This is a genomic window from Aquiflexum sp. (genome assembly GCF_977115555.1).
The window spans coordinates 1-26500 of record NZ_CDSBKL010000003.1 but is presented as its reverse complement, the minus strand read 5'-3'; the positions used below and the strand labels follow the sequence as shown (position 1 = coordinate 26500).

17 protein-coding genes and 1 pseudogene are annotated in these 26500 nt (G+C 40.8%); 6 read left to right on the top strand and 12 right to left on the bottom strand.

Annotation, left to right across the window (positions count from 1 at the left end):
* Nucleotides 1–145 precede the first annotated feature (145 nt).
* The 3 genes from aqpZ to ACZFYI_RS00490 all read right to left on the bottom strand — a co-directional run bounded on the left by aqpZ (nt 146) and on the right by ACZFYI_RS00490 (nt 4319).
* A complete protein-coding gene (gene aqpZ / locus ACZFYI_RS00500) occupies nt 146–820 on the bottom strand; it encodes an aquaporin Z (RefSeq protein WP_462522162.1) in 675 nt (224 codons plus the stop codon).
* A gap of 79 nt (nt 821–899) precedes the next feature.
* Entirely contained in the window at nt 900–1916 is a 1017-nt protein-coding gene (locus ACZFYI_RS00495) for a DUF481 domain-containing protein (RefSeq protein ID WP_462522161.1), read from the bottom strand.
* A 30-nt stretch (nt 1917–1946) separates the two neighbouring features.
* Nucleotides 1947–4319, bottom strand: a complete 2373-nt coding sequence (locus ACZFYI_RS00490) for an arylsulfatase (protein ID WP_462522160.1) — start codon at nt 4317–4319, stop codon at nt 1947–1949.
* Between the two features lie 188 nt (nt 4320–4507).
* On the opposite strand from ACZFYI_RS00490, the gene ACZFYI_RS00485 reads away from it, so the two are divergent.
* Nucleotides 4508–5641: a helix-turn-helix domain-containing protein gene (locus tag ACZFYI_RS00485; RefSeq protein ID WP_462522159.1), complete on the top strand. Its 1134-nt coding sequence runs from the start codon at nt 4508–4510 to the stop codon at nt 5639–5641.
* 265 nt (nt 5642–5906) lie between these two features.
* Here ACZFYI_RS00485 and ACZFYI_RS00480 read toward each other — a convergent pair whose 3' ends face one another.
* The 4 genes from ACZFYI_RS00480 to ACZFYI_RS00465 all read right to left on the bottom strand — a co-directional run bounded on the left by ACZFYI_RS00480 (nt 5907) and on the right by ACZFYI_RS00465 (nt 16833).
* Nucleotides 5907–9428, bottom strand: coding sequence for a VCBS repeat-containing protein (locus tag ACZFYI_RS00480; protein ID WP_462522158.1), 3522 nt, complete (start codon nt 9426–9428; stop codon nt 5907–5909).
* A gap of 152 nt (nt 9429–9580) precedes the next feature.
* Nucleotides 9581–11311, bottom strand: coding sequence for a RagB/SusD family nutrient uptake outer membrane protein (locus ACZFYI_RS00475; protein ID WP_462522157.1), 1731 nt, complete (start codon nt 11309–11311; stop codon nt 9581–9583).
* Between the two features lie 57 nt (nt 11312–11368).
* Nucleotides 11369–14623, bottom strand: a complete 3255-nt coding sequence (locus ACZFYI_RS00470) for a SusC/RagA family TonB-linked outer membrane protein (protein WP_462522156.1) — start codon at nt 14621–14623, stop codon at nt 11369–11371.
* Between the two features lie 473 nt (nt 14624–15096).
* Nucleotides 15097–16833, bottom strand: a complete 1737-nt coding sequence (locus ACZFYI_RS00465) for a tetratricopeptide repeat protein (protein ID WP_462522155.1) — start codon at nt 16831–16833, stop codon at nt 15097–15099.
* Between the two features lie 118 nt (nt 16834–16951).
* Between ACZFYI_RS00465 and ACZFYI_RS00460 the strand changes: the two genes are divergently transcribed.
* Nucleotides 16952–17170 carry a PspC family transcriptional regulator gene (locus tag ACZFYI_RS00460; RefSeq protein ID WP_462522154.1) on the top strand — a complete coding sequence of 73 codons (219 nt, stop codon included), beginning with the start codon at nt 16952–16954 and terminating at the stop codon, nt 17168–17170.
* Here the strand turns inward: ACZFYI_RS00460 and ACZFYI_RS00455 are convergent.
* Nucleotides 17167–18171 carry a glycosyltransferase family 2 protein gene (locus tag ACZFYI_RS00455; protein ID WP_462522153.1) on the bottom strand — a complete coding sequence of 335 codons (1005 nt, stop codon included), beginning with the start codon at nt 18169–18171 and terminating at the stop codon, nt 17167–17169. The genes ACZFYI_RS00460 and ACZFYI_RS00455 overlap by 4 nt on opposite strands.
* Complete coding sequence (locus ACZFYI_RS00450; RefSeq protein ID WP_462522152.1) at nt 18171–18503, bottom strand: YbaB/EbfC family nucleoid-associated protein; 333 nt, start codon at nt 18501–18503, stop codon at nt 18171–18173. Before ACZFYI_RS00450 ends, ACZFYI_RS00455 begins: the two co-directional genes overlap by 1 nt.
* A gap of 192 nt (nt 18504–18695) precedes the next feature.
* Here ACZFYI_RS00450 and ACZFYI_RS00445 point away from each other — a divergent pair, with 192 nt between their 5' ends.
* The gene (locus ACZFYI_RS00445) at nt 18696–18977 is read left to right on the top strand and encodes a hypothetical protein (protein WP_462522151.1); all 282 of its coding nucleotides are present in this window, start codon (nt 18696–18698) and stop codon (nt 18975–18977) included.
* A gap of 37 nt (nt 18978–19014) precedes the next feature.
* Here the strand turns inward: ACZFYI_RS00445 and hisS are convergent, their stop codons facing one another.
* Together hisS and ACZFYI_RS00435 are read right to left on the bottom strand one after the other, a co-directional pair.
* Nucleotides 19015–20388 carry a histidine--tRNA ligase gene (gene hisS, locus ACZFYI_RS00440; RefSeq protein WP_462522150.1) on the bottom strand — a complete coding sequence of 458 codons (1374 nt, stop codon included), beginning with the start codon at nt 20386–20388 and terminating at the stop codon, nt 19015–19017.
* A gap of 487 nt (nt 20389–20875) precedes the next feature.
* Nucleotides 20876–21379, bottom strand: coding sequence for a metallophosphoesterase family protein (locus tag ACZFYI_RS00435; RefSeq protein WP_462522149.1), 504 nt, complete (start codon nt 21377–21379; stop codon nt 20876–20878).
* Between the two features lie 84 nt (nt 21380–21463).
* Here ACZFYI_RS00435 and ACZFYI_RS00430 point away from each other — a divergent pair, with 84 nt between their 5' ends.
* Nucleotides 21464–21886, top strand: a complete 423-nt coding sequence (locus ACZFYI_RS00430) for a rhodanese-like domain-containing protein (RefSeq protein WP_462522148.1) — start codon at nt 21464–21466, stop codon at nt 21884–21886.
* Nucleotides 21887–22005: 119 nt separating this feature from the next.
* On the top strand, nt 22006–22983 hold the full coding sequence (locus tag ACZFYI_RS00425) for a pyruvate dehydrogenase complex E1 component subunit beta (protein WP_462522147.1): 978 nt from the start codon (nt 22006–22008) through the stop codon (nt 22981–22983).
* Nucleotides 22984–23349: 366 nt separating this feature from the next.
* Here the strand turns inward: ACZFYI_RS00425 and ACZFYI_RS00420 are convergent, their stop codons facing one another.
* On the bottom strand, nt 23350–25866 hold the full coding sequence (locus ACZFYI_RS00420; RefSeq protein WP_462522146.1) for a TonB-dependent receptor: 2517 nt from the start codon (nt 25864–25866) through the stop codon (nt 23350–23352).
* A gap of 267 nt (nt 25867–26133) precedes the next feature.
* Between ACZFYI_RS00420 and ACZFYI_RS00415 the strand changes: the two are divergent.
* Nucleotides 26134–26500: pseudogene (locus ACZFYI_RS00415) on the top strand (histidine kinase); the annotation flags it as partial.

Here is a 26500-nt window from a genome sequence, read left to right as displayed (position 1 = left end):
ACTTAGGAATACGCCCTTTTTAATTGCCCTATGCATCTGCCAAAGGAAAAAATTCCCATTCTTGATTTAACCTAGTTATGTAAATGAAATTGAAGTGAGAAGTCTAGCCTTACCTATTGGCTGTAAGGGCAAGTCTTGTTTTTTCCTATGATTTAATGAATTTATAGAATGCGCCTGCAGCCAAAGCTCCTAGGATCGGAATCATGATAAATACCCAAAGCTGAGACAAAGCCCAATCCCCGACAAACAAAGCCTGACTGATGCTACGCGCCGGGTTTACGGAAGTGTTTGTTACAGGAATACTGATGAGGTGGATGAGGGTAAGTGCAAGTCCTATCGCAATCCCTGCAAATCCTTTGGGGGCTTTGTCATCTGTGGCACCAAGGATTATAATCAAAAACATGAAAGTCATGACAAACTCTGTCACCAATGCTGCATTGAGGCTGTATCCTCCCGGTGAATGTTCACCATATCCATTAGCCGCAAAACTTCCGATATCAGAACCATTTCCTGTGGCAATGATGTATAAAACTGCTGCTGCAGCTATTGCTCCTAATACCTGCGAAATCACATAGGGTAGTATAGTTTTGGTTTCAATCCTATCTCCGGCCCATAATCCTATGGTTACAGCAGGGTTAAGATGTGCTCCTGAAATGTGTCCGAGGGCATAAGCGATTGTCAACACGGTCAAGCCAAAAGCCAGGGAAACACCCAATAATCCAATCCCGACTTCCGGGAAAGCCGCTGCCAGGACTGCACTTCCACATCCTCCCAACACCAACCAAAATGTGCCGATAAATTCTGCTAAGTTGTTTTTCATTGTATGGTTATTTAAAGGTTATAAATTGATAAATACATATTTGACTTGAATAATGACATCCAAAAATTTACAAATCAGGTTACCATTTCCACCCAAAACCCGTCTGCAACATATAATCGGTTTCGGTAGCACCCGGAACAGGGCGGTTGTCGTAAGTGGCAGTTAGGCCAAGTTTTATATAAAAATCGAGCGGGAGATCGTATTTGACATCGAAGTTGAATTCCGACCTCAATCGACCGCCTTTTGAAATGCTCGGATAGACAACAAGTCTAGATAAAAGATTAAGGTCCCCGATATCATAGAGGTTTAGCTCAGTACCTGCATATCCTTCCCATGTTCTCCTGTCCTCAGCCTCGGTATATTTTTCTGCGTTATAGGTTACCCCACCGGCCACACCCCAATAACTGTGGTTGGTCCGGATGATATAATTACCCACACCCACTTTTCCTAAGGTTCTGAGGTCGATCTTTTGTTGGGTGTTTCTCAAGAAAGTCAGGGATACAGGAATATACCAATCCTTTGGAAGCAGGTAGTTGAAAGTCACTCCTCCTTCTGTATTTCTGATTTGTTCTACTTCATCCTGATTGGAATAAATGGAATTGTAAAAAATGCTCGTAGACCAGGTTTCTGCCATGTACTTGGCATTGCTCCTTAATGATATCTGCCTTAAATTTTGGGCTTTGGTAAGACCAAAACCAAAATCAACATTGGCGTTTAGCCTGTCTTTGAATAGTTTCGCAATGGATTCCAGGTAGACAATTTCATCTATTGGAACTTCTTTTAAGAGACCTTCTGCGGATTGGATTTTTATTAATCCCGCACCAGTTGTCTCGAGGTTTCCTGTAAGCCTGGTACCGTCCGACAAGGTTATGAGGAATTCGGTGGCTGTTTTGATCCTTACGATCCCACCATAATTCACCCTGAAGTCGTCTTTGCTGTAATCGGTTTCTATGGTCACCACACCACGGTCCATACTTTTTACTGTTCCGACTATGACGTCCTGGTTTTTGAGAAATAAGGAATCCATTTGAGCTGAAACTTTGCTGTAGAATAGTATCAAAACAATGGATAAGGAGAGGGTTAAATGTTTTTTCATGGCATTGGTTTTAAAGAATTTTATTTTGGCTTAAAATAATTCTACTTTGACACTTTTGATATTTCCGCTGAATTTGAAAGGGGTTTTTTTGTGGTATCGCAATGATACAGGGGATCCCAGATCTATACCGACATCAAAGGTTTCACTTGCGGTAAAAGCAGCCGGAACAGTCCGGGATACTTCACCTTTTGCAACCATTTTGCCGTCCACCAAAATTTCTATCGAAGCCGGCGCACCGGGTTTGGCAATCTTGGTAAGTACCTCAATCTGATGTCTGCCAGCAGTAAGTTTATCCGGAGATTCCACTGTATACCTTTCGATGATCATCATATTGTACTCATACACCAGCTTGCCATTTTCCATAAAAAATGTTAGTCCACCAGAGCCTCCTCCAAGCGCATATATCACCCCGTTCGCATTGGCAGTGACTTCCATATCGATGGTGACTTTGTTACTTTTCTTTCCTAAACCCGGAGCACTGAATTCCGGCATTCGGGTTGTGCTTGCGTTAAAAACCCAGCTTTTATATTGGGAAGTAATGACATCTTCGGGGTGAAGCCTCAACCAGATCCCTGCACCTATAGGCAAATCCTTGTTTGCTTTTGCCTGCTCCATAAATAAGGCTTTCATGTTATCAAGCCGTTCGGGTTCCTGAGTGGCAAGATTTTCTGCCTGCGAAAAATCTTCGCTGAGATTATACAATTCCCATACATCTGCTTTTGAATCCCATTGATCCAAGCCTTTTTGGGCAGGAATCCATGGATAAAGCGGTCCGAAAGTGGATGCAAACCAACCATCTTGGTGAATACCCCGGCTTCCGTTGTTATCAAAGAACTGGGTTTTGGAAACAGGAACCGCTGTAGCACTTCCAAATGTGTATCTCATGCTAACGCCATCTAATGGAATCTGCTCAAATCCGTTGACCACCTTTGGAGCCGTAATACCAAGAATATCATAAATAGTAGGTGTGATGTCATTCACATGGTGAAATTGGTTGCGGGGTGTTTTATCAGGCTTGATACCTTTTGGCCAACTGATGACCAAAGGATTTCTTGTGCCGCCAAAATGGGAGGCAATCAATTTTGTGTGTTTGAAAGGTGTATTGCCAGCCCATGCCCATCCAGCATGGTATATGTTATCCGTCAATGGGCTTCCAATAGCTTCTAGACCACCGAGTAATTCAAGCGTTTCCAGCTGCTGTTGGATGGTGTTGGGAATCTGGTTCTGGGCAAGCAATTCACTGATGGATCCATTTTGACCTTCGGCGCTCGATCCATTATCTCCCCAGATAAAAATCACCATAGTGTTCTCTGTCTCACCCATTTCTTCCACTGCATCCAGAACCCTACCCACTTCATAATCGGCATGTTCTACAAATCCGGCAAAAACCTCCATCAGTCTTCTCTGAAATGGTTTTTCCGAATCGGGAATACTTTCCCAAGATGCCATCGTAATATCCCTTTCCGTTAGTTTGGTGTTTTCAGGTATCCATCCGAGTTCCTTTTGACGGTCAAAGACCCGTTCCCTGTAATTGTCCCAGCCATCATCAAACTTTCCTTTGTATTTATCAGCCCACTCCTTATTGATATGGTGAGGACCATGACCTGCCCCCGGTGCGAAATAAAGAAAGAAGGGCTTATCCTGGGCAAATGCATGCTGCTGGTGCAGCCAGTCGATGGCACGGTCAGCCAAGTCTGTAGTCAAATGGTATCCTTCCTGGTGAGGGGGTTCAATGGGAGTAAAATCCCTGACAAGCCTTGGTTCCCATTGTGAAGTTTCACCTGCCAGAAATCCATAGAAATGTTCAAATCCATAGTTATTTGGCCAATAGTTAAATGGCCCCTGGGAGGTAGTCTGGTTTGCAGGCGTATTGTGCCATTTGCCAAAGGCAGAGGTACTGTATCCGTAATTTTTCAAAACCTCAGATACAGTTGCGGCTTCTTTTGGAATGATTCCCGTATATCCATCCCAATCCACGGCACGTTCGGCAATTGTCCCATTTCCCACCCTTGTATGGTTTCTTCCAGTCAATAGGGAGGCGCGTGTAGGCGAACAGATGGCTGTCGTATGGAATGCATTGAAGGAGATTCCCTGGGCGGCAACTCTTGACAAAGTAGGTGTATTGATCTCCCCTCCAAATGTTGAAGGAGTTCCAAATCCAACATCATCCATCAACACAATGATGATATTAGGTGCATCTGCCGGGAGGTGGTTTTGCCTGAGTCTCCTTTGATGTTTGCTTTCCGACAGGCTTTCACCTGCAATGCTTGCAGTCCTAGGTTCTGGAAAAGGGAGTACAGAACCTGATGTTTCAGTATTGTCCAAACTTGTTACTTGTTTGTTTTGACAACCTGAACTTAAAAGCAGGAAAATAAAGACATAAGCAATTAAATCAGATTTCATCAAGGAAAGAATTTATTTGGAACTGCATAAAAAGCTATCTGAACTTCGGGAAACACTCTTTCAGTCAGAAATACCGTATGACAAACCTAAAAAACCGTCATTTAGGAATTGACTTTATTAATGTCTAGTTTGTATTGAAATATGTTTCAGGATTAATTAACTTCAAATTCTAAAAAATCTCAGTAAATATGAATTTTTCATTAGTTGAACTCTTCAGCATTTTTGGCGGCTACCTGGGATTCATTCTATTGATTATCATTTTGAGTAAACTGAAAGGTAAGCCGTTGGTTAAGTTTACCTTGGCCATGTTTCTACTGATCGGCTCGGCCATAGTGATTATCGGCACGATTACTTTTTCAGGAAACGCGGTATATTTTCCACATTTATTCAGGCTGGATAGTCCGCTTCATTACCTATTTGGGCCGATCTGTTATTTTTATGCACTTGCCTCATTCAAAACCGATTTTAGATTTCAGAAAATACATTTATTGCACCTCTTGCCCTTTTTGATCAATTTAGTCGAGTTTTTCCCTTTTTTTTTCAGCAGTGCAACGGAAAAAATAATTCAATACAACACCTTGTATGAAACAGGATCATTGATTTTGCCTATTCATTCGGTTGTAAAAACATTGGCTGCCCTTATATATCTGATTTTGCAGATATATGTTTTTTATAGATTCAGGCCAAGGAATAATACTGACGATAAGTCCCAACTGGCATTGTCTTCATGGTTTACTATTTTTCTTTCAGGTCAGACCATATTGTTATTTGGATTATTATGTAACATTATTTCAGGATTTAAATTATTTGAAGATGCATACCGGTATACGATTATAATAGAGACCATTTACCTTTACAGCACGACTATCGCATTGATGCTTTATCCTGAGTTGCTTTACGGAAAAACTACTGATAAAAAGATTCAAGAACTTATACAGAAAGAAAAATATTCCCATTCAAAACTCTCTGAGGAGAATAAAGAAACTATACTACAGGAATTAATTCATTTTTTGAATAATGAAAACAAACCTTACCTAAATGCCGGATTGACCTTGAATGAGGTGTCAAAGGTGCTTAAAGTAAGTCCACAGCAATTATCTCAGGTGGTAAACGAAAAGACCAATCTCAATTTTACAAATTATTTGAATACCTATCGGATAGAGACAGCAAAGGAAATTTTGCTAACCTTGGATTTGCAAAAGCATACCATAGATTCAGTAGCAGAAATGGCCGGATTCAATTCCAAGTCCCCATTTTACCTTGCATTTAAGAAAAATGTCGGAATGACACCGAAGGAATATGTATCCCGATTACATATCTGAGTCCGGTATCAAACCTAAGTTTTATACTATTAAGGGTAAAGACCTTTCTTTCAAGTTTTTTTAATAATAATTGTTTGGAAAACGGGAAATTGATCCTTTCACTTTTTTGGAACAGCTCCAAAGCTTCCTATACCAAAGCCAAATTAGAAACACCCCTCTTCAGACTTATAATATATATTTGATCTTCAGTTTCTTTATTGAGCAGGACTTTATGCGTATTCTGTCAAATTTAAAACCAATGGTAGTATTTCACGGATATCCAGAGTTAAAACTCTACCCCCGCTACTCCCCCTTTGTAATCAATCCCTTTCAAGCTTTTCAAATTTGAAGGCAAAGAAATGAAACCTCCTGAGTTGGATAGGAAACCTGAGCGGTTGAAGATTTCTATTTTTTGGGTTTTGCCGTTTTCCAATTCCAAAACAAGCGTATGGATTCCTGCCGGTACTTTGAAGGCTGTTCCGGAAGGTGGATTTTTCAAGGTATGGATTTTCATCGCATTTCTGTTTTGTGTTGACAGGTAGAGATTCCTGCCATCTCCCATAGTCAGAACTGCCATGGCTTTGGCATCTCCAGGGACGACAAAACCGCTTTCAAGGCTTCTTACAGCTTCAAAGTCGCCTTTACCATCTCCCAACAAAACCAAGCCTGTCAAGGCATCATACCTCCCTGAAAACACCTCATTGCCATAGTCATTTCCCACCAATAAGACATCCAAATTCCCGTCCTGATTAAGGTCATCGACTACCATGCCATTCACTGGCGCAACTTGCGCCAATAAAGGCAATTCGTGGATTTCGAACTTGCCATTGCCTAGGTTTTCGATATAACTGCTCCGGTCATAATTGCCGACTTTAATAGTGACTCCCTCCAATTCTTCAGGGGTAAACAAATCTATTTCCGTGATCCTCGCATATTGCTTATACCGTTCAAATTTCCTTCGGAAAAGGGTGCTTTGCCCATACAGGTCATCCCAATAGTGTGCAGGAACGGGAATGTATTTGTTTTCCTGGTCCTTGAAATAGGTGATGGTGACCGGGTCTATGCTTTTGTTGAGGTCAAAATCTTTTGCGTAAATTTTCACCGGACGCTCCGCGGTGGGATGGTAGTAATTGTTGGAACCCATGTTACCCGCTACATAGTCCATGTCCCCATCTCCATCAAAATCCCCTGCTGAGAGACTGTTCCACCATCCAAGATGGTCTTCCAATCCAGTACCGGCCATCTTTTCAAGCTTTGTTCCTTTGTTTAGGAAAACAGAGATTGGCATCAATTCACCGGCCACCATGAGGTCAAGTTTACCATCTCCATCTATGTCTGTCCAAAGCGCGTCTGTCACCATACCGATCCTGCGGAGTCCCGGTGCCATCAGGTCGGTGACATCTTCCAGTTTCCCTTGGTTATTTTTCAGGAGCAAAGATTGGTCTGGAAGGGGATATTGGGCAATTGGGGTTCTTCCACCCACAAACAAATCCATGTAACCATCTCCGTCAAAATCAGCAGCCCTTACAACAGTACCGCTTGACTTCAGTACAGGAATCCTGTCTTTGGCTTCGGTAAAGTTGCCTTTGCCATCGTTGACAAATAACCTGTCTTGGTATTCGGTAGCATCGGGTAAAAACTCCGAGCTTCCTGACACCATATAGAGGTCCAAGTCCCCGTCGTTGTCTATATCAAAAAGGACCATTCCCATTTCTTCAAAGGACTTCTCACTTTCCGATACAAACATTTCTTTTGAATCAAAAGTCCCATCAGTCTTTTGTAAATTGATAAGGGGAGAAAACGTTGAGGCACTCCCAATAATGAAATCTTCCAAACCGTCCCCATTCAGGTCACCAAGCGCCAAACTTGGCCCGTATTGGGTGAGTTTATGAGGAAGGGTTCTTTGGATATTGAAGTCAATTTTATCCATTTCCTGATGGATAAAATCCACCCCAACCTGTGCAGATACTTCCTCCAAAAGTGGGGTTACTGCTTTTGGCCCTAAAGGAAATGCGAGCATGTCAGGCTTGGCTGAGGCATTGGCATGGGTCAGCTCGACCACTTGATTGGCAAGGAGTCCGTCTGTTTTTTCGTACCGACCGTCAGGCCAAAGGATTTCCAAGGAACTGATTTCTTTATTTGCTCCAAGTCCAAAGTGGATAATGTCTTCCACCGCAGACAAATACCCTCTAGAGAGCTGCTGCTCGTGGTATTGAAATTCCCCTTCCCCAAATCTTACAACCAGTTTTGCCCCAATTCCAAAAGAATTGGAGGAAGATCCATTCAATTTTACCCGGAAGTAATTTGGCTTGTTTTCATTGTGATCAAGTGTGTTTTCAAATACAAAAGCCGGGTCATTGATGTTATTGACGACATAATCCAAATCGCCATCTTTGTCGAGGTCCACATACGCAGAACCATTGGAAAAAGAAGGTTTGTTAAGTCCCCATGCATTACCTACATCTTCAAATGTCCAATCTCCCTTATTTCTATAGCTGTAATTTGGAATTTTGATAATGGGTATGGAATCCAATAATTGTCTGACTGAAGCGACCCCACCCACATCTGCCCTGTAGTTTGCAAAGTCCTTGTCGGTGATATCCCTTGGAAAGCCATTGGTGATCAACAAATCCCTTTTGCCATCATTGTCCATGTCCACAAACAAGGGAGACCAAGACCAATCTGTCTGGTACATTCCTGCCATGAAACCGATTTCACTAAAAGGAATATTGGGTCCGTTTCCTACATGAAGCATGTTTCGGACGTGCTGGTATTCGTAGCCCCATTGTTCGTTGCTGATGTATGTTTGGTAAGAATTCTTAGAGATGGTGGTTTTTTTCCTGAAGTTGTTTTCGCCGAGCATGTCCAAAGTCACAATATCAGGGAAACCGTCATTGTTATAATCGGAAATGTCAGACCCCATAGAGAACATACTTTGGTGACGGAGATGGGCTTTGGATTGGTTAGAGAAAGTACCATCTTGGTTGTTGATATAAAGGATGTCATTGGTCGTGTAATCATTGCTGATGTACAGGTCTGACCAACCGTCACTATTCAGGTCGGCCACTGCCAGTCCAAGGCCAAAGCCTTCGATAATAATGCCTGCTTCGATGGTCACATCTGAAAAAGTCCCGTTTCCGTTGTTGCGGTATAGGCGGTCATTGTTGATGGCGGAACCGTCAATTATTTTTTCTCTGTAATTGGAAGCTATGGTTTTACTCTGCTCGTTGTTGAGGACATAGAGGTCCAAAAGACCATCATTGTTGTAATCAAAAAAAGTCGCCATCATGCTGTTGTCAGCACCTGCTATGCCATATTGGGAGGCAGATTCGACAAAAGTCGGCACTCCATCCCCATTCAATCCCTGATTTACAAAGAGCATATTTGCCCTCTTTTCCGATTCCTTGAACATCGCAGCACAGACATAGACATCCAAAAGACCGTCTCCGTTGATATCGACCACAGTCACTCCTGTACTCCACCTTTCTTTTGCTCCAATTCCTGCAACTGTGCTGACATCTTTGAATTTGAATTTGCCTTCATTCAGAAAAAGTTTGTTGGGTACCTGGTTTCCTGTAAAGAACAAATCGGGCAGGCCATCATTGTTAAAGTCTCCGACTGCAACTCCTCCCCCATTGAAAATATATTCATCTGTGAGGATATTGAAGGAGTCAGTTTCCACAATGAGGTTATTGAATTCTATACCGGTCTCATTTTGGGTGCGGAGCTGAAATAGCGTATTCTCTTTATTGGAGCAGGAATAGAGAATAAGCAATAAAAATATTCCGATATAATTGAAAGATTTCATGGCTTTGATTGGGTTAAATAGTGCTATAGGTCAGGCTTTGAATTTACGGGTAATTATGGGATCCAAAAAAAGAAAAGGTAAAAATCAACCAACCCCAAAAAAAAGAGGTGACCATTTGGCCACCTCTTTCATATTTGTTATTTGACTTTGGATTAGAATCCAGGGTTTTGCGTCAATATATCGGAACCTACTAGGTCAATCTGATTTTGAGGCAATGGCAACAAACGGTGTTTGATGTCATAAGAAGTACTTCCCAAAGCAGCTGCTAACAAAACACCATCCAATGCAAAATATGCATCCAATTCAGCTTTATCAGTCTGCCATCTTACCAAATCATAGAATCTATGACCTTCCATACCCAATTCCAACTTACGCTCGAATCTTACTGCAGCACGGGCGGTATTTGCATCCGTCCAAGCAGCATCATAAGTATTGATCACATAATTGGCAGCAGGAGTACCATCACCTCTCAATAGTGGAGAGTTCTTAGCTCTAGTTCTTACTTGGTTTACCAATGCTCTTGCAGCTTCTAGGTTACCCAATTCCACTTCAACTTCAGCAGACATCAACAATACATCAGCAAAACGGATGATCATAAAGTTGATACCTGTATAACCCGGAGTCCAAGAAGAGTTATCTTGGAAAGAACCTTGCTCAGCTCTTGTGTAAACATACTTCTTAGGGCTATAAGGTCCAGCATTTGGTTGGTTACGGATCCAGGCTTGACCTGGAAAATCCCTCCAATCCAAATAAGGGATACCTCTTCTGCCTGTAGTATGATCAACTCTTGGATCGAGTGGACCTGCATCAGGGGTGAAAGCTTGATCTGAAGTAAGACCCATATCATTTGCAACCCTGTTTGCAGGTGCATTGAATGAACCATCCAACAAAGGCAAACCACCGCTTGTTCTGAATGAGTTTACGAAAGTAAAGCTTGGCTGGAAGAATCCACAGCAGTTGCCTGGTCCGTTAGGCCCGGTATTGTATGGGAAGTTCAAATCGAATTCAGGATTGGCGTTATTAACAGAACCCGTATTAGCAGCGGACTGATAAGCCCAAATCGACTCTTGGTGGTTGTCATTGGCACCTCTAAACATATTATCATAGTAGGGAACCAAACCGTACTTCAAGCCATTACTTGTCACACCGTTTGCAATCACATCATCGAATATGGTTTTTGCTTCGGCATATTTCTTACCATAAAGTAAAATCTTAGCCAAATATGCTTTAGCTGCCCAAGAATTCACCCTTCCAACCTGAGGTTGGGTGGCAGGAAGATTCGCAACTGCAAACCTCATTTCAGCTTCAATGTATGGAAGCATCTCTTGATCATTTTTGATCTCTTCCAAACCGGCTTTGTAATCAGCATCTTTAGGGATGATAGGCACTTTGTCAAAGTTTCTCCACAATTGGAAATAGAAATGCGCTTTCAAGAATCTTGCCTGCGCTTCCACGATCGTGGCATAGGCATCAGAAACATCATCACCTTTTTTATCCAACAACCTCAATACTTGGTTTGCCCTGGCAATACCTTCAAAATTACCATTCCAGTTTTCTTCAAGGATGGCTACAGTTGGATCAGTCTCGAATCTTTGGATAGGGTTGATTGTGGAGAAATCACCCGGGTCAGTACCTTTGTTGGCATCACCGCCCCTGATACTTCCCCAAACCCAATTAGAAGGAGAAGCCAATCTTTGATTTCTACCATTCACCTGGGAATATACAGAAATCAAAACCGCATCTATCCCTGCAAGTGAAGACAATTGGGCTTCACTTAATTGCCCAACCGGAGGAATTTCCAGAAAGGAATCTTTACAACTTGTAGCAAACAGCATCATTCCTGCTGTCATCATTGCCGCGAATTGATATTTTATGTTTTTCATAATTTAACTTGATTTATGAATTTTTTTTTTCAACAGTTTGTATCACAAAATGTTTGATTAGAAACTAAGATTCAAACCCCAGGTATATCCTCTTGTAACAGGATAGTTACCTACATCTATACCAAAGGCAGTATCCACGTTACCACCCACCATTGGATCCAAGCCATCATAACCTGTCAAAGTGAATAGGTTGTTGGCAGAACCAAATATCCTCAATCTTTCAATCTTCCATCTTTGAAGGATCTCATTTGGAAGAGTATAACCAATAGTAAGGTTTTGCAATCTCAGGTAAGAACCATCAGCTACATAGTAAGAATTGGCAACGTTGGAAGTACTGAAGTTTGCAGTTTTCTCAACAACAGGAATTGAAGCACCAAGGTTATTTGGAGTCCAAGCATCATTCAACCTGGAAGAAATCGCAGCACCTTCGAAAGTCTGGAAGAAGTCAGTAAACCATCTCCACTGGGCCCAGATTTTGTTGCCAGAAGTTCCGTAGAAATAGGCAGCCAAATCAAAGTTCTTGTATCCGATAGTGAAGTTGAAACCTCCGGAGAATTTAGGAACCGGGCTTCCCAAGAAAGTCCTGTCATCCGGAGTAATCTCTCCGTCACCATTGATATCCTGGAACTTAAATCTTCCCGGAGCAGCGCCTGTTTGGGTAGCATGACTGTTGACATCTTCTTGGTCACGGAATAGTCCTTGCACCTGATATCCAAAGAAAGAAGAAAGAGGCTGGCCGACTGCATTTCTGATTGGCTCAATTCCTCTGAAACTGGGGTTTCCTGCAGTGATGAAGTCCAAACCTTCAGACAAGGCTACAATCTCATTTTTTAGCAAACCACCATTGACTTGGAATTCATATCTCCAGTCTTTGCTGAAATTACCCCTAGTAGCTACCATGATGTCCACACCTCTGTTTAACATTTCACCAACGTTAACCGAAGGGGCAGCAGCGTTAAAACCTGCTGTAGAAGGAACAGGAACTGTAAACAACAAGTCCTTGGTATCTTTTTGCCAGAAATCAACGATTACGTCCAATTTTCCTCCAAAAGCGGTACCATCAAAACCAATGTTTTTGGTCACTGAGGTTTCCCACTTGCCATCAGGGTTTCCTAATCTTGATCTTCTAAAACCGATGATAGCTGAACTATTAGTACCTGCTATATCATAAGAAGATGCACCAACGTTACCACCGAACAAACTGTATTGGTTATCAGGGTTTACGTTGTTGGAGTTACCCATTTGACCCCAACCACCTCGGATTTTCAAGTCATCCAACCAAGTAGCTGAAGCCATGAAGCTTTCAGCCGAGATTCTCCAAGCTGCAGAGAATGCAGGGAAAACACCGAATCTGTTGTTTGCACCAAATCTTGAAGAACCATCTCTTCTAACTACTGCGTCAACAATATATTTGTCATTGTACGTGTATCTTGCTGTTGCAAATAGAGAGTAGAAATTCACTCCTTTAAACTGACTGGAGTTAACCTGTCTTGAAGATACCGGCAAGTTAGAAATGTTTACGAAATTAGGATCTTCTGAGAAAGGACTCTGACCTGATGCGGAGATGTTTCTCCCTGAACCTGTGTTCAAAGCTTCCTGACCTAACAAAGCCCTCACTGCATGTTGGTTCCATTTTTTGGTATAAGTCAAGGTGTTGGTGAAAGTCCATCTCATTACATATCCTGAAAACTCATTGTATCCGAATGCGGAGTTGTTTTCAGAGTTTTCATATTGTAATCTGCTGAATCCTACCCCGTAGAAGTTGTCATACTGACCACCGATAGATGTTCTGAAGGTCAAATTCTCGATGGGATCCACTTCCAAATACACGTTACCAAATGCATTGGCGTTGAAGTTTCTGTTGTTTTCAAGACCTTCTCTGTTGGCAACAGGGTTTCTTGGGTTGTTGAATCCTCTAGCAGCAGTACCTGCATAGCCTCCAAATTCGTCTCTAACAGGAATTATGGAAGGCATTCTGAAAGCTTGTAGGATATCGTTTTCATCACGTGCAACGCCCTGTCCATTGTTACCACCACCTTGTCCCAATACGGACCTGTAAGTTGCCTGGAAGTTTTGTCCGATTCTTACTTTGGATCCTAAGTCATGCTCTGAGTTTGCTCTTAGGGAAATCCTTCTGAAGTCGTTACCTATTAGGATACCGGCTTGGTCCTGAATACCCAAGCCCATAAAGAACCTACTAGTACCATTTCCTCCTGAGAAGCCCAAAGAGTGTCTTGTAAGAGGCGCTCTTCTTGTAACCGCTTCATACCAATCTGTACCTTCGCCTGTAGCTGCTCGTACCAATTGGTGAACAGGACCTAAACGAGGGTCATTGTTATACAACCTTCTTTGCTCATCCAATTCTGCTTGGCTTAATGGACCAGGCACACCTGGAGCACCGCCAACATTGATATAATATGGTAGTACGGGAGAAGAACCTGAACCAAACTGAGGGTGACCATAGTTAGGAGATCTGCCATCAATTCTTGCCTGGTTTGTTTCTGCCAACCAAGTCAAATCAGCAAAATTCTGAGGGTTTGCCATATCTAAACCTGCACCTGGATCTGTAAAACCATACATGCCATCATAGGTAAACCTTAACTTCTGAGCCTTTTTGCTACCCCCTTTTGTGGTGTAAATAATCACACCGTTGGCAGCTCTTGCACCATAGATTGAGGCCGCAGCTGCATCTTTCAATACAGTAGTGGACTCGATATCGTCAGGGTTTATGAAATCTGTGCTTTCCACAGGAACTCCATCCACAATATAAAGCGGCTGGTTTCCTCCAAATGCACCGAAACCACGAACCCTTACCTGAGAAGCTGTTCCCGGCTGACCGTTTGTAACGACTGTAACACCGGCAATCCTACCTTGAAGAACCTGCTCCACGTTACCGGTTGGTATGATGGTCAAGTCTCTTGGGTTTACGGTGGATATCGCACCGGTAGTTTCTCTTCGGCTATCAATGGTATAACCTGTGATAACCAATTCTGTCAATTGTCTTTCATCCGGTGCCATAGCGAAATCGATCACGGAGCGGTTGCCCACTACCTGCTCGACAGCCTTATAACCTATAAAAGAGAAAACAAGCACACTTTCGTTGCTTGGTACATTGAGGGAAAATTTTCCGTCAATATCAGTGGCAGTACCTGTGGTGGTTCCTTTTACCAACACGGTTACGCCTGGCAATCCATCACCGAACTCATCCAAGATGGTTCCTGTGACCGTTTTTTGAGCCAACGCCGTGGCGCTGGAAAGTACTAAGAGTAGTAGGAATACACTTAGGCTTTTGTAGAGTTTTTCCATAAACATAGATTGATTGGGTAATAGTTATTAATTGATAATATTTCAAGTTTTTCATCAATTCTACAGATAGTGCAATCGTTTGCAGTTATCTTTAAAATAATTGCAACAGTTTTTGGGAAGATTTACTTGCTTTCCTGGACTATTGCTGATTATACCTTGACAGATGGTCTGTCTTTACTCTGTTTTGATATTGATCTTCAAAACACTGTTTGAAAGGGTGCTAAAACGATTTATTTTACTATTCAAAAAAAAAGGATGGAATCATAGGCGTTGAGATTTTGGGTTAATGTTAATAGATGTTAATTTCTATGGCTGCCAATGTAAATAAAATTAATTGTTTGGCAATCATCATATGAATTGAAGTTTTCAATTGAAAACACTCAAATCAGCAACCAATATAAATGATATATCACAAATTCAAAAGTTTTTACTCAAAAATGAAATTTGTTTGTGAGGCAAATAATATTTGCTTTTCAGCACTATTTAAAAAGGTTTATAAACTCCTGTTCATTCCTATAATTTTTGAAATTTATATCTTTAAGGCCCTTTTCTTTTAAGAATTCACTCCTATCAATAGCCTTTTCCAGATTTTCCATCATTGAATCCCTATCACCATTGACCGCCGCGATCAAAGCCAATCCATAGAATCCATACCCGGATTCTCTATCAGCCTGAACAGCAGCCTCGAAGTTTTCCGAGGCCAACAAATAATCCTCCGATAAAAAGTAAGCAATCCCCTTATTAAAAAAATTCCTTTCGTTTTCGGCGGTTCGGTTAAACCTTATAGTAGCCAATTTATAATCCCCATTTAAAATGTCCAAAGCCCCTCGGAGGGCTTCATTGTAGCTTAGAAAATCATTGGTTTCCTCATTTTCGATTGCGGAAGCCTCCGAAATTGCTACATAAGCCTCAAAATAATCCCCCCTCAACAAATAAGCCCTGCCGATATTATGCAAATGGATAGATCCTGTTTTGATCTTATTTGCCTGTCTCAAATTGGAGATGGCATCTGTGATGAAAATATTTCTTCTCCGGACATCCAATTCCCTTTGGGCCATATTCAAATAGACTACGCCAAGATTGTTGAAGGAAAGTTCAGTCGGGTAAAGTTCGTTCAACTTTTTATATATGGCTTCCTTCTCACTTAGTCTTACCGCTTTTTGCGCAGCATAGGTAAGGTGGTTTTGGGTAAAACCATCCAAAGGCGCATTGCCATTTAAAAGCGCAAAAACACTTGCTGAAATTTCAATGTCATCAAATCTTGTATTTTGAAGCTCAAAAGAGACTTTGGCAGATCTTAACTTCGGGAACAAATCTTTTGAAATATTTCGGTAGGTCGGTAGCTTCTGAAGCGAGGCCAACTGAGACGCGAAACTATTCCCATTTAAGAGTATGGCATATATATCGTCTTTTTGATCCTCAGAAATACCTTCATAATCTATCAGAAGTTGTCGGAGATCAAACCAATCCCCAGACCTATACATCGATTCCACCGGTATATTTTTCAATGATCTGTTTGTCTTTAGTCTTTCAGCAACAAAATCACCCCTTTTCTTTGCCAAACCGGAAATATTGTCATTGGATTCAGGGGAAGACAGTCCTGTAACCACTACCTTATTCACTTTCATCCCGGGTTCTCCTTTAATTAAGTAATCTGAAAAGGAAACTGGGAAAACAGGATTGGGTTTTTGACCTTTCCCAAGTTCAAAAGGAATATAAAAATCCCTATTTTCTACCCGGTTCATGTCCTGAAAGTCCCTTACTATATAAATTCCAATATCGGGAATAGGCTGGTCAGGAAGCACCTGCCCATATCTCGTCAATAATGGAGTGGTTTCTAGCCCGATTGCAATTACTTTGTTTGGAGCCTGAAAAGTACCCTTTTTCCTTTCTACAACTCCTTTGAGAATCAATTCCCCTTTTTCCATCCCAGGCAAATATGGAAATACGATACTCTGATCTACCTTGGCGTCAATCAATTTTTTGTTGTACGTCCCATCAAATGGAATAATCTCACCTAACCTCAAAGATCCTTCACCATATATGTATTCGGGGTAGAGATATATTTTTGAATCTTGGTTCAATAAAGCCAAAGGAATTGCTCCCTGAATCTCAACCCGTACCGAATCCCTATGTAATTTCAAAATTTGAGGTTTGGCTACGATTCCGTCCATGAGGTTGTCATAGAGACCGGTCTTGGGACTGCATGATCCCAAAATGTAAATAATTAAAAAAAAGGCGGTTGATTTTATCAGATTATCAAACATTTAGCATTCAATTAGATTAATGAATTTAAATTAGTACTTTTATTCCGCCAACCAAAAACTACTATATATGAACGAAATTAAGCTTTTTTTTCAAGATAGGGCTTTTGGCGTCTGCTACAAGCTCGGCGAACGTCTCCATTTCCCTATTGACAGCATCAGGTTATTCTTCATTTACAGTTCCTTTATAACCCTCGGTTCCCCTATCATCATCTATGTAAGTCTCGCAATGATGATGAAAATCAGAAAATACCTCCGCAAGATGAACAATCCTGTACTTTTTGACTAGAGATCCCGATAGGTCTTCCTTCCTTTGATATAATAATCCCACAATATTGATTTAACGGAAGATGGGCTTGCGGGAAAATCCACCTCTATTTTATTCTTGGATCGCACAGATGTAGTTTTTATTTTGTGAAAATCCATGTGCGCTTTTAGGACAGCTTTTCCATCCTGAAAATTCCCCCTTAATACAAAGACTAAGGCTGCAAGCAAATCCAACAGCATTCTTGTCAAATACACGGATGCGAAACTAGATGACGTCAGGTTTTGGTGGAGCATCAGCAAGTTATTTCTGAAGTTCAGGAAAGTTTTCCACGGATTATTCCTATTAAGCGTTCCTCCTCCGACATGCCACACTTTTGAAATTCCCAAATAATGGATGGAATAGCCCATTTTCCTGATTTTCCAACAAAGATCGATTTCTTCCATGTGGGCAAAAAACCTTTCATCAAATCCACCTGCTTGATGGAACACATTTGCTCTGACAGCCATACAAGCTCCCGAAGCCCAATCTACTTCAATGGCATCGTCGTATTGGTGCTTATCCATTTCTATGGTATCGAATATCCTACCCCTGCAATAAGGATACCCCAAACCATCTATAAATCCCCCACCTGCACCTGCATAATCAAAAAACCCCTGGTTGGGAAAGGATAAAATCTTTGGCTGCACAGCAGCGGCTTCTTTGTTTTCTTCCAAGAATTGGACCAGTTTCAAATCCCAATCCTGTTCTACTTGAATGTCAGAATTGAGAAGTATATAATAGTCAAAAGATCCTTTGAGAAGATTCAAAGCCCGGTTATATCCACCGGTAAACCCAAAATTCGATTCTAATTGGATCAATCTGATTTGTGGAAATTCGTTAAGAATCAGCCTAACGGAATCGTCTGAACTTCCATTGTCCGCCACAATAACCGGGTAAGTGGAAAATTGAGTCACGGAAGGAAGGAATTTCCGTAACATTTCCACTCCATTGTAATTCAATATGACTATTGCGGCATTTTGCATCAAAACATGCTTCCAAGATCCATTCCCGGAATATTGGGCATCATGCCATCTGTGGCAGATTTGAGTTCCTCCTTGATCTTGATTTCTATAGCTTCAATTGCTTTGTTGGTCGCGGCGACGATCAAGTCACTCAGCATTTCCTTATCAGGGAGATTCACCAAAGAATCATCCATTTCTATGGACATAACCTTCCTGTTTCCATTTATTTTCACTTTCACTAATCCTGCACCGGATTCTCCTTCGGCAGTAAGGTGGACGAGTTTGGCTTGGGCATCTTTGATTTTTGCCTGGGCTTCTTTCACCTTATTCATGATACTCATAAAATCAAACATAGCAACTCATTTTTATAAGACGCAAATATAAGGGAATTCACTCCAGTTGGAAACATACCATCATTATGCCAAAATCAACAAAATTAAATTTTGATAATCTTTATCATTAAAAAATTTAATGGACACATTGAAACAAAATGAAAAATTAACCGATTGATAACCTGTATATTCAATCCATATAATTCCATTCCTATGAAAACTATTGAGAAAATAGAAAAGGAAAAAATCAGTGAACTCAGATTTTCCAAAAAAGAAGTGCTCGCAGATGCTATGGCAATAAGGAGAAGAAATTTTGAATTGATGAGGGCCCAAGCGATTGGCAATCTACTCCGTAGCAAATCGACAATTACTTTCGAAGATGCCGATGGCAAGCTTTATCAAGTCAATACTACTGTATGGGCAGTAGGAGACAAATTTATCTCATTGAAATGCAACAGACATATCCCCATCAATGCGATTTTGGAGGTGGATTGAGGGTTTGGAAAGTGGTTATTTGGTTATTGGTTAATCGTTATTTGGTTAATAGGATTTCAATGGCTTTTTCTAAGCTTACAGTCTCCTGTGAACCTGAATTAAGGTCTTTGAGACTGACATTACCCTGTTGGATTTCATTGTCCCCAAGGACGATCACATAGGGGATTTCCTTTTTGTCAGCATATGTCAATTGCTTTTTTATCTTGCCGGTCTCAGGAAACAGTTCCGAGGAAATCCCTTTAGATCGCAATTTTTGAAGGATCTGAAGTCCGTACAGGAATCCCTTTTCATCAAAATGGGTAATCAGCACTTTAGTTTTGTCTAAACCTGTTTCAGGAAAAATCCCCAATTCATCCATCACATCATAAAGTCTGTCTACGCCAAATGAGAATCCAACGCCTGATACCCCATCCAAACCAAATACTCCGGTGAGGTTGTCATACCTTCCTCCACCACTCACTGAACCTATTGTCACATTATTGACTTTGACTTCGAAAATAGCTCCAGTATAATAGGTCAGTCCACGGGCAAGGACAACATCAAAATCTACATGTTGTTGGGTTTCTCCATATTTTTCCAACAAACTGAATACCTCCTCCAATTCAGAAATTCCTTTTAAACCTATTTCTGAAGTACTCAAAAAGTCCTTTAAGAATTCAAGCTTTTCCTGATTGTCTTCACGGAGAGAGATGATGGGTTCAAGCTTTTGGACAGCATCTTGGGTGAAATTCCTTTGAGTCAATTCCTCCTGCACTTTTTCCCAACCTATTTTATCTAATTTGTCGATGGCGACACAAAGCTCCCCTTCTCTTCCTTTTTCACCGATCACCTCGGAGATTCCTGTCAGGATTTTGCGATTGTTGAGTTTGATATCATAATCTGCAATCCCAAGTTTCCCAAAAACCCGCTTGATCATCAGCAAAATCTCCAATTCGCAGACCAAACTGTCCGTCCCCACCACATCGGCATCACATTGGTAAAACTCCCTGTACCTGCCCCGCTGTGGCCGATCTGCTCTCCAAACAGGTTGGATTTGAAAACGCTTGAAAGGAAAAGAAATATCATTTCTGTTCATCACTACATACCTAGCAAATGGAACAGTTAAGTCATAACGGAGGCCTTTTTCGGCTACCTTAGGCAATATTTTGGAACTTCCGGACAAAAGGTCTTCAGCCTTGACATCTTTGATAAAATCGCCACTGTTTAATATCTTAAACAACAACTGATCGCCTTCATCGCCGTATTTTCCCGTCAAGGTGCTGAGATTTTCCATGGCGGGAGTTTCGATCTGCTGGAATCCAAAAAGCCTGAAAGTATCTTTGATTGTATCTAAAATGAAATTTCTCCTTGCCATTTGGATTGGGCCGAAATCTCGGGTTCCTTTGGGCAAACTTGGTTTTTGGACAGCCATCTTTTATTTTAATTTTGTCCAAAGTTAAGCAAAATCAAATTTTTATCTTAATTTTGCGGTTCATTTGCGTTCACATAAAGAATAAGACGATGGGAGTTACTGCTTTAAAAAGAAAATTGAAAAGAAAGAGACTTAAGCAAAATACAAGAGTGATTAAGATCAAACAGTTGAGTGCCAAGCCGGTAATCAAAAATGTTGACATCGAAGATCTGAAAAAGAACTTCGCTTAATCCTGTTTTTCTTTTCTTTCACAAGAAATAAAAAAGGCAACTGTAGACACGTTGCCTTTTTTTATTTGGTTATTGGTTATTGTTTAAAGGGTTATTTGGTTATTAGTTAATTGGTTATTGGTTATTTGGTTAAAGGGTTAATTGGTTAATTGTTTTAATCGGCCAAACTGAATCTGCTCTTAATTCAAATTTTTAGAATTGGGCTTAGAACAATTAAGTTTATCGAATAACCAGTTAACCAAATAATCAATTAACCCTCAAATCCTCCCCCTTTTTCCCAATTCCACCACATTAAGGTTTTGGATTTTGGTATTCTCAATTTCAAATAGCAGCATCGTTCTGATGATATGAAAACCTGACTGCCCGATGGCACCCGGATTCATATAAAGACAGTTCAGGTTCTTGTCAAATTCGACTTTACAGATATGGGAATGGCCACATACAAAAAGTTTAACTCCATGCTGTCTGATCAAGTTTTTGACCCCTTTGGCATATTGGGGAGGTTTGCCGCCAATGTGAATCATACCGACTTTGAGGTTTTCTACTTCAAACCATAATTCTTCAGGATATTGGTTTCTTGCTTCAAGATCATCGATATTTCCCGTGATGATTCTCAACACCTTATCTGTAGGAAGATTATCCAAGACGGCCATATCCCCGATATCTCCTGCATGCCATACCTCATCGACGTCTTTCAGGTGGGCAATTGTCATTTCGTCAATGTACCCATGCGAGTCAGATATAAGGCCGATTTTCTTCATTTTGGGCTTTTTAAATTTTTTAATCAGTAAATTTGTTGCTAAAGAAATAAATAAATCCCCAAAATTCTAACATCTAAATTTACCATGGACAATAAAACCACTTGGGTAAAATCAGTATGGACACTGATGATCCTGACCACTTTCTTTGCCTTCCCATATGAAACATTCGCACAAGAAGGTGCCACAAAACTCAGCCCGGCAGAATTTGACGTCAAGGCACACAAAGGAAAAAAGGCTGTGATTATTGATATCCGTACGCCTGAAGAGACTGCTGAAGGTTACATCGAAGGTGCTACTTTTATCAATTGGACAGGGGGTAATTTCGAGGAAGAAGTAAGCAAACTCAATAAGAAAAAAACCTATTACGTCTATTGCAGGTCTGCAAAAAGAACAATTCCTGCAACTGAAAAAATGAAAGAACTCGGCTTTACCAAAATATACATGCTTGAAGGGGGATTGAATAACTGGGTAGAATCCGGCAAGCCTTTAATCAAGCCGGAAAATTGATTTTTATAAAGACTTTTTCAAAGATAAAAACCATTCCTAAAATATAGGACCTCAAACCAAAGCTTGTTTTGGATTTGAGGGATTACTTCCTATTTTTACGACCGAAAATATTGTTTAAAATGAGAGTTATTCAATTTAGAGAAGCATTAAGAGAAGCCATGTCCGAAGAAATGAGACGCGATAAAAACGTGTTTCTGATGGGCGAAGAAGTGGCAGAATACAACGGTGCCTACAAGGTATCCCAAGGAATGTTGGACGAGTTCGGACCTGACAGGGTATATGATACACCGATCGCAGAACTTGGTTTTGCAGGTTTGGGGGTGGGTGCAGCCATGAACGGCCTGAAACCCATCATCGAATTCATGACATTCAACTTTTCATTGGTTGCCATAGATCAGATCATCAACTCCGCTGCCAAGATGCTTTCCATGTCAGGGGGTGCCTACAGTGTTCCGATCGTATTCAGAGGACCAACAGGAAATGCCGGTCAGCTTGGTGCTACGCACTCTTCAAACTTTGAAAATTGGTTTGCCAACACCCCCGGATTGAAAGTAATTGTCCCTTCTAATCCTTATGATGCAAAAGGCTTGATGAAAGCTGCAATCAGAGATCCGGATCCTGTAATCTTTATGGAGTCTGAATTGATGTACAGTGACAAAGGAGAGGTTCCCGAAGGAGAATACCTTTTGCCAATCGGTGTAGCAGATGTCAAGAGAAAAGGAAAAGATGTCACCATCATCTCATTTGGAAAAATGATGAAAGTGGTGTTCGAAGCAGCCGATGAATTGGCAAAAGAAGGTATCGAAGCCGAAATTATAGATTTGAGAACAGTAAGACCTATAGATTATGCCACTTGCCTTGAATCTGTAAAGAAAACAAACAGGTGCGTGGTAGTGGAAGAAGCAAATCCAATTGCAGGCCTTTCTTCAGAATTGGCTTACCATATCCAAAGAAATGCTTTTGACTATCTTGATGCTCCGGTAATAAGGGTCAATTCGATGGACATTCCTTTAAGTTATTCTCCTACCTACATTGAGGCGACATTGCCTAATGTGAAAAGGACCATAGACGCAGTTAAAAAAGTAATGTATAAGTGAGAAGTTAGAAGTCTGAAGTCCGAAAATTAGAAAAAAAGTTATAAAACCACTTGGGAAGACCGGGTGGTTTTTTTGTTCCTATTTCTTTTGAAAATCATTGGAGAAAGTCAATGCCAAACGATTTCTGACCATTATATCTTAAAAAGAATATGGATATCCGCTTTTTTGACAGGAAACTAATATTCTGCTTCAGACAGGAAGGAAGACAGAATTCGGAAGACCGATGTGTCGGGCATTCCAACCTCCTGCCAAGAAATTTATTGAATTACCATTTTACTGGCATCATTGCGTATATGCATAAAAAAAAACCGCTTGGCAGAACCAAGCGGTTATTTAATAACTATTACCCAATCATTTAACTATTTATTAATTGTTGTTTCCCCCTGTTGCAGCACCGGCATTACCCTCTCCACCTTCTTTCAAGTCATCATTGGTTACGCCTCTTTTCTTTCTTCTAGACCCCGGACCATCGACAGACAGTTTTCCTATCCTATAGTTGAAGTTGATCTTGAAGTTCATGTTTTTCAATCCAACAGTACTTTGTTGTAAGATTGTTGGAGTGATAAGCTCATTGTTGATGGTAAATACCTTGGTAAAGAAGTTTTCAGCACCAAATCCTATTGAACCTCTTTTCTCATTGAATGATTTGTTGAAATTCAAACCATAAACCCCAAATCCTCCTGAAGTTCCCTGAAGTTCAACCCTTCTTCCTCTCTGGAAAGTGAAGGCCTGTACTTGCCAAGACTTTGGTAAGGTATAGTTAGCGAATATCCTCCCGCTGAATACAAATCCATCATTGGAGGCAGCATACAAAGGATCCGTCAAGCCATTGTCCAACTGCGCATAATATCCTTCAATACTTCCGTTTAGAGAAAATTTTCCCGAAATATTGACATTACTGAATATTGAAAGACCATAGGCTTTTTCCTGACCGATATTTTCATACGTTGTAAAGATGATGTCATCTTCCAATACGGTTCTGACAGGCTGGATAGATCCCGTTGTATTTCTAAAGTAAGTGGTAAAGTTCAGGTTGGAACCTTTAATGAAGGTGCTATATGACATTTCATAATTATCGGTCAACTCAGGAGCCAATAACGGATTACCTTGTGATATCTGCTGTGGATTGGCCGCATTGATGTTTGGGTTAAGAAAATTCAAGGATGGTCTCTGCACCCTTCTATTGTAGGCCGCTTTGATCATATTTCCTTTTTCAAGTTTTCTGCTCAAGTTCAAACTTGGCACCCATACTCCGAATGATGGAATCTCACCGTCGAGTTCTGAGTTGCTGAAATCGGCATTGATGCTGGTATATTCATATCTCATACCACCTTTGAAAGCATATTTCTTTAAGAAATTAGTGGTGTAAGATGCGTAAGCTGCTGTTACATTCTGGTCATAGCTGAATTCGTTGGAGAAGGTAACGTCCTCTACTTCTACAAACTCACCGTCTGGACCTTCGGCAATGAAATATGCAAAGTCACTGACTGCTTTTCTCAGGATATTTTTTGCACCGTATTCCAAAATCTGATTCTCCGCCAAAGGAGTGACATAATCCAACTGAATTGTAAATTCCTGGTTTGTTCCGGCATTTAAGTTCTTTATCCTCCTAGAAATGCTCTCAAATGAACCATCATATTGACTGTTGATAAAGTCATTGGTCAGGTTATTTTGGCTATATAATCCTGAAATACTGAATTCTTTCCCTTTCTTCTCATAGGATTTGGTGTAGTTAAAGTTTACATCCACATTGTTTGAGAGGTTGTCCGTATTCACATCCCTCAAAATTGAACTTTGTAGCACCTCATCCAAATAAGTATCAGTCAATAGACCATCCTGTCTGTTTCTCATGTTACGGATACCGTAGCTGACCGAAGCTGTCAGGAAGTTGTATTTGTTGATTTCATAGTCCCAACCCAAATTGTAGCGACCAAACAACATATTGTTCCTGGTATCCGCATATTGGGAAATGTTACGGGTCGTACCGTCAGCATTGGTTATGTATTGTTGGTTTTCAAAGAATCCAAGGATATTATATCCGGATCTACCGAATCCACCCAAAGTCCAAGACATTTTCTTTTGTTTCAAACTTGCATTTACTCCAAGGTTTGAACCCCTGTAGCCGACACTGCTATTGATATTCAGGGAAGCCCCTTGGATATTGTTTTTCTTGGTAATGATATTGATGACGCCACCAGTACCTTCTGCGTCATATTTGGCAGAGGGGGAAGTAATGACCTCTACTGATTTAATTTCTTCTGCAGGAATCTGCTTCAAAGCTTCTGCAACATTAGTAGCTACGATGGCCGATTGCTTGCCGTTCAGCAAAACCAATATGCTTGAACTTCCTCTCATGGAGACGTTGCCATCCAAATCCACTGAAAGCATCGGTACCCTTCTCAATACATCCGAAGCATCGCCACCGATAAGTGTTTTGTCATTTTCAGCATTGTAAATTGTCCTATCGACCTTCTCCTCGATGAGGTCACGCTGTCCCAAGACAGTCACTTCCTGCAAGGCCACAGCTTCCTGCTCGAGAGAAAGAGGGCCTAAATCAAATGAAGACTTTTGGTCAGTGACTTCAATTAAGTCGGAAGTCATTGCCTGAAAACCCATAAAAGATACCTGAACAAGGTAATTCCCGTTTTTGAACCCTGAGATAATGAACACCCCATCAAAATCAGCAACTGCCCCCGACACATTTTGACGGGTTTCTGCATCCACCAATGACACGGCCGCATAGGCAACAGGCTGATTATTTGATTTGTCAAGAACTCTGCCTGAAATCTTATAGACAGTTTTTGATTCCTGGGCATGTCCTTTAGGGACATTTACTCCTATCAAAAGAAGAAGTGTAAATAGTAGTTGGATTGTAGTTTTCATCAATTTAAAATTTTGTGGTTGTCTTTTGGACAGTTTACCCAACAAAGGAATATCTGATTCAAATCAAAAAAAAATCAAATAGATATAGAGTATAAATGCATCGACCAAAGGGTCAGAATGCCTGATGAACCCATATTTTTTCCTTTTTTGGGGACTTAACCTTGTAATCTTCCATTTCGACGATTGAATACCCTGATTGGTAGATTGTTGTGGTTTAACCGCAAAACTTTATATTAGTTTGCTAAACATTTACATAATATTCGTAACATGCCTGAGATTACTATCAAAAAAAGAATGCCACTGCTCATCCATATATTGGGCTGGAGTCTATTTGGATCGGTTATCTTTTTACTCACGCCACTTTCTTCGGAAGTGGAGCGCCCTGATGAGTTTTGGATCAAACAGGCCTTACAGTTTATTTTTCTTGTGGCCACTTTCTATTTCAATTTCTTCTACCTGATCCCAAAAGTCCTCTTTAAAAACAAAAATTATCTGTTTCTATTTTTGAATTTTCTAGGAGGTCTTGCTTATGTCGGTATTCTCATTCTTTATGATGAGTGGTTCAATATGCAGGAATTGATGCATATGGCATTCAGGCCAGAAGTGCCCTATACCCCAAGGCCAAGAAACTTGT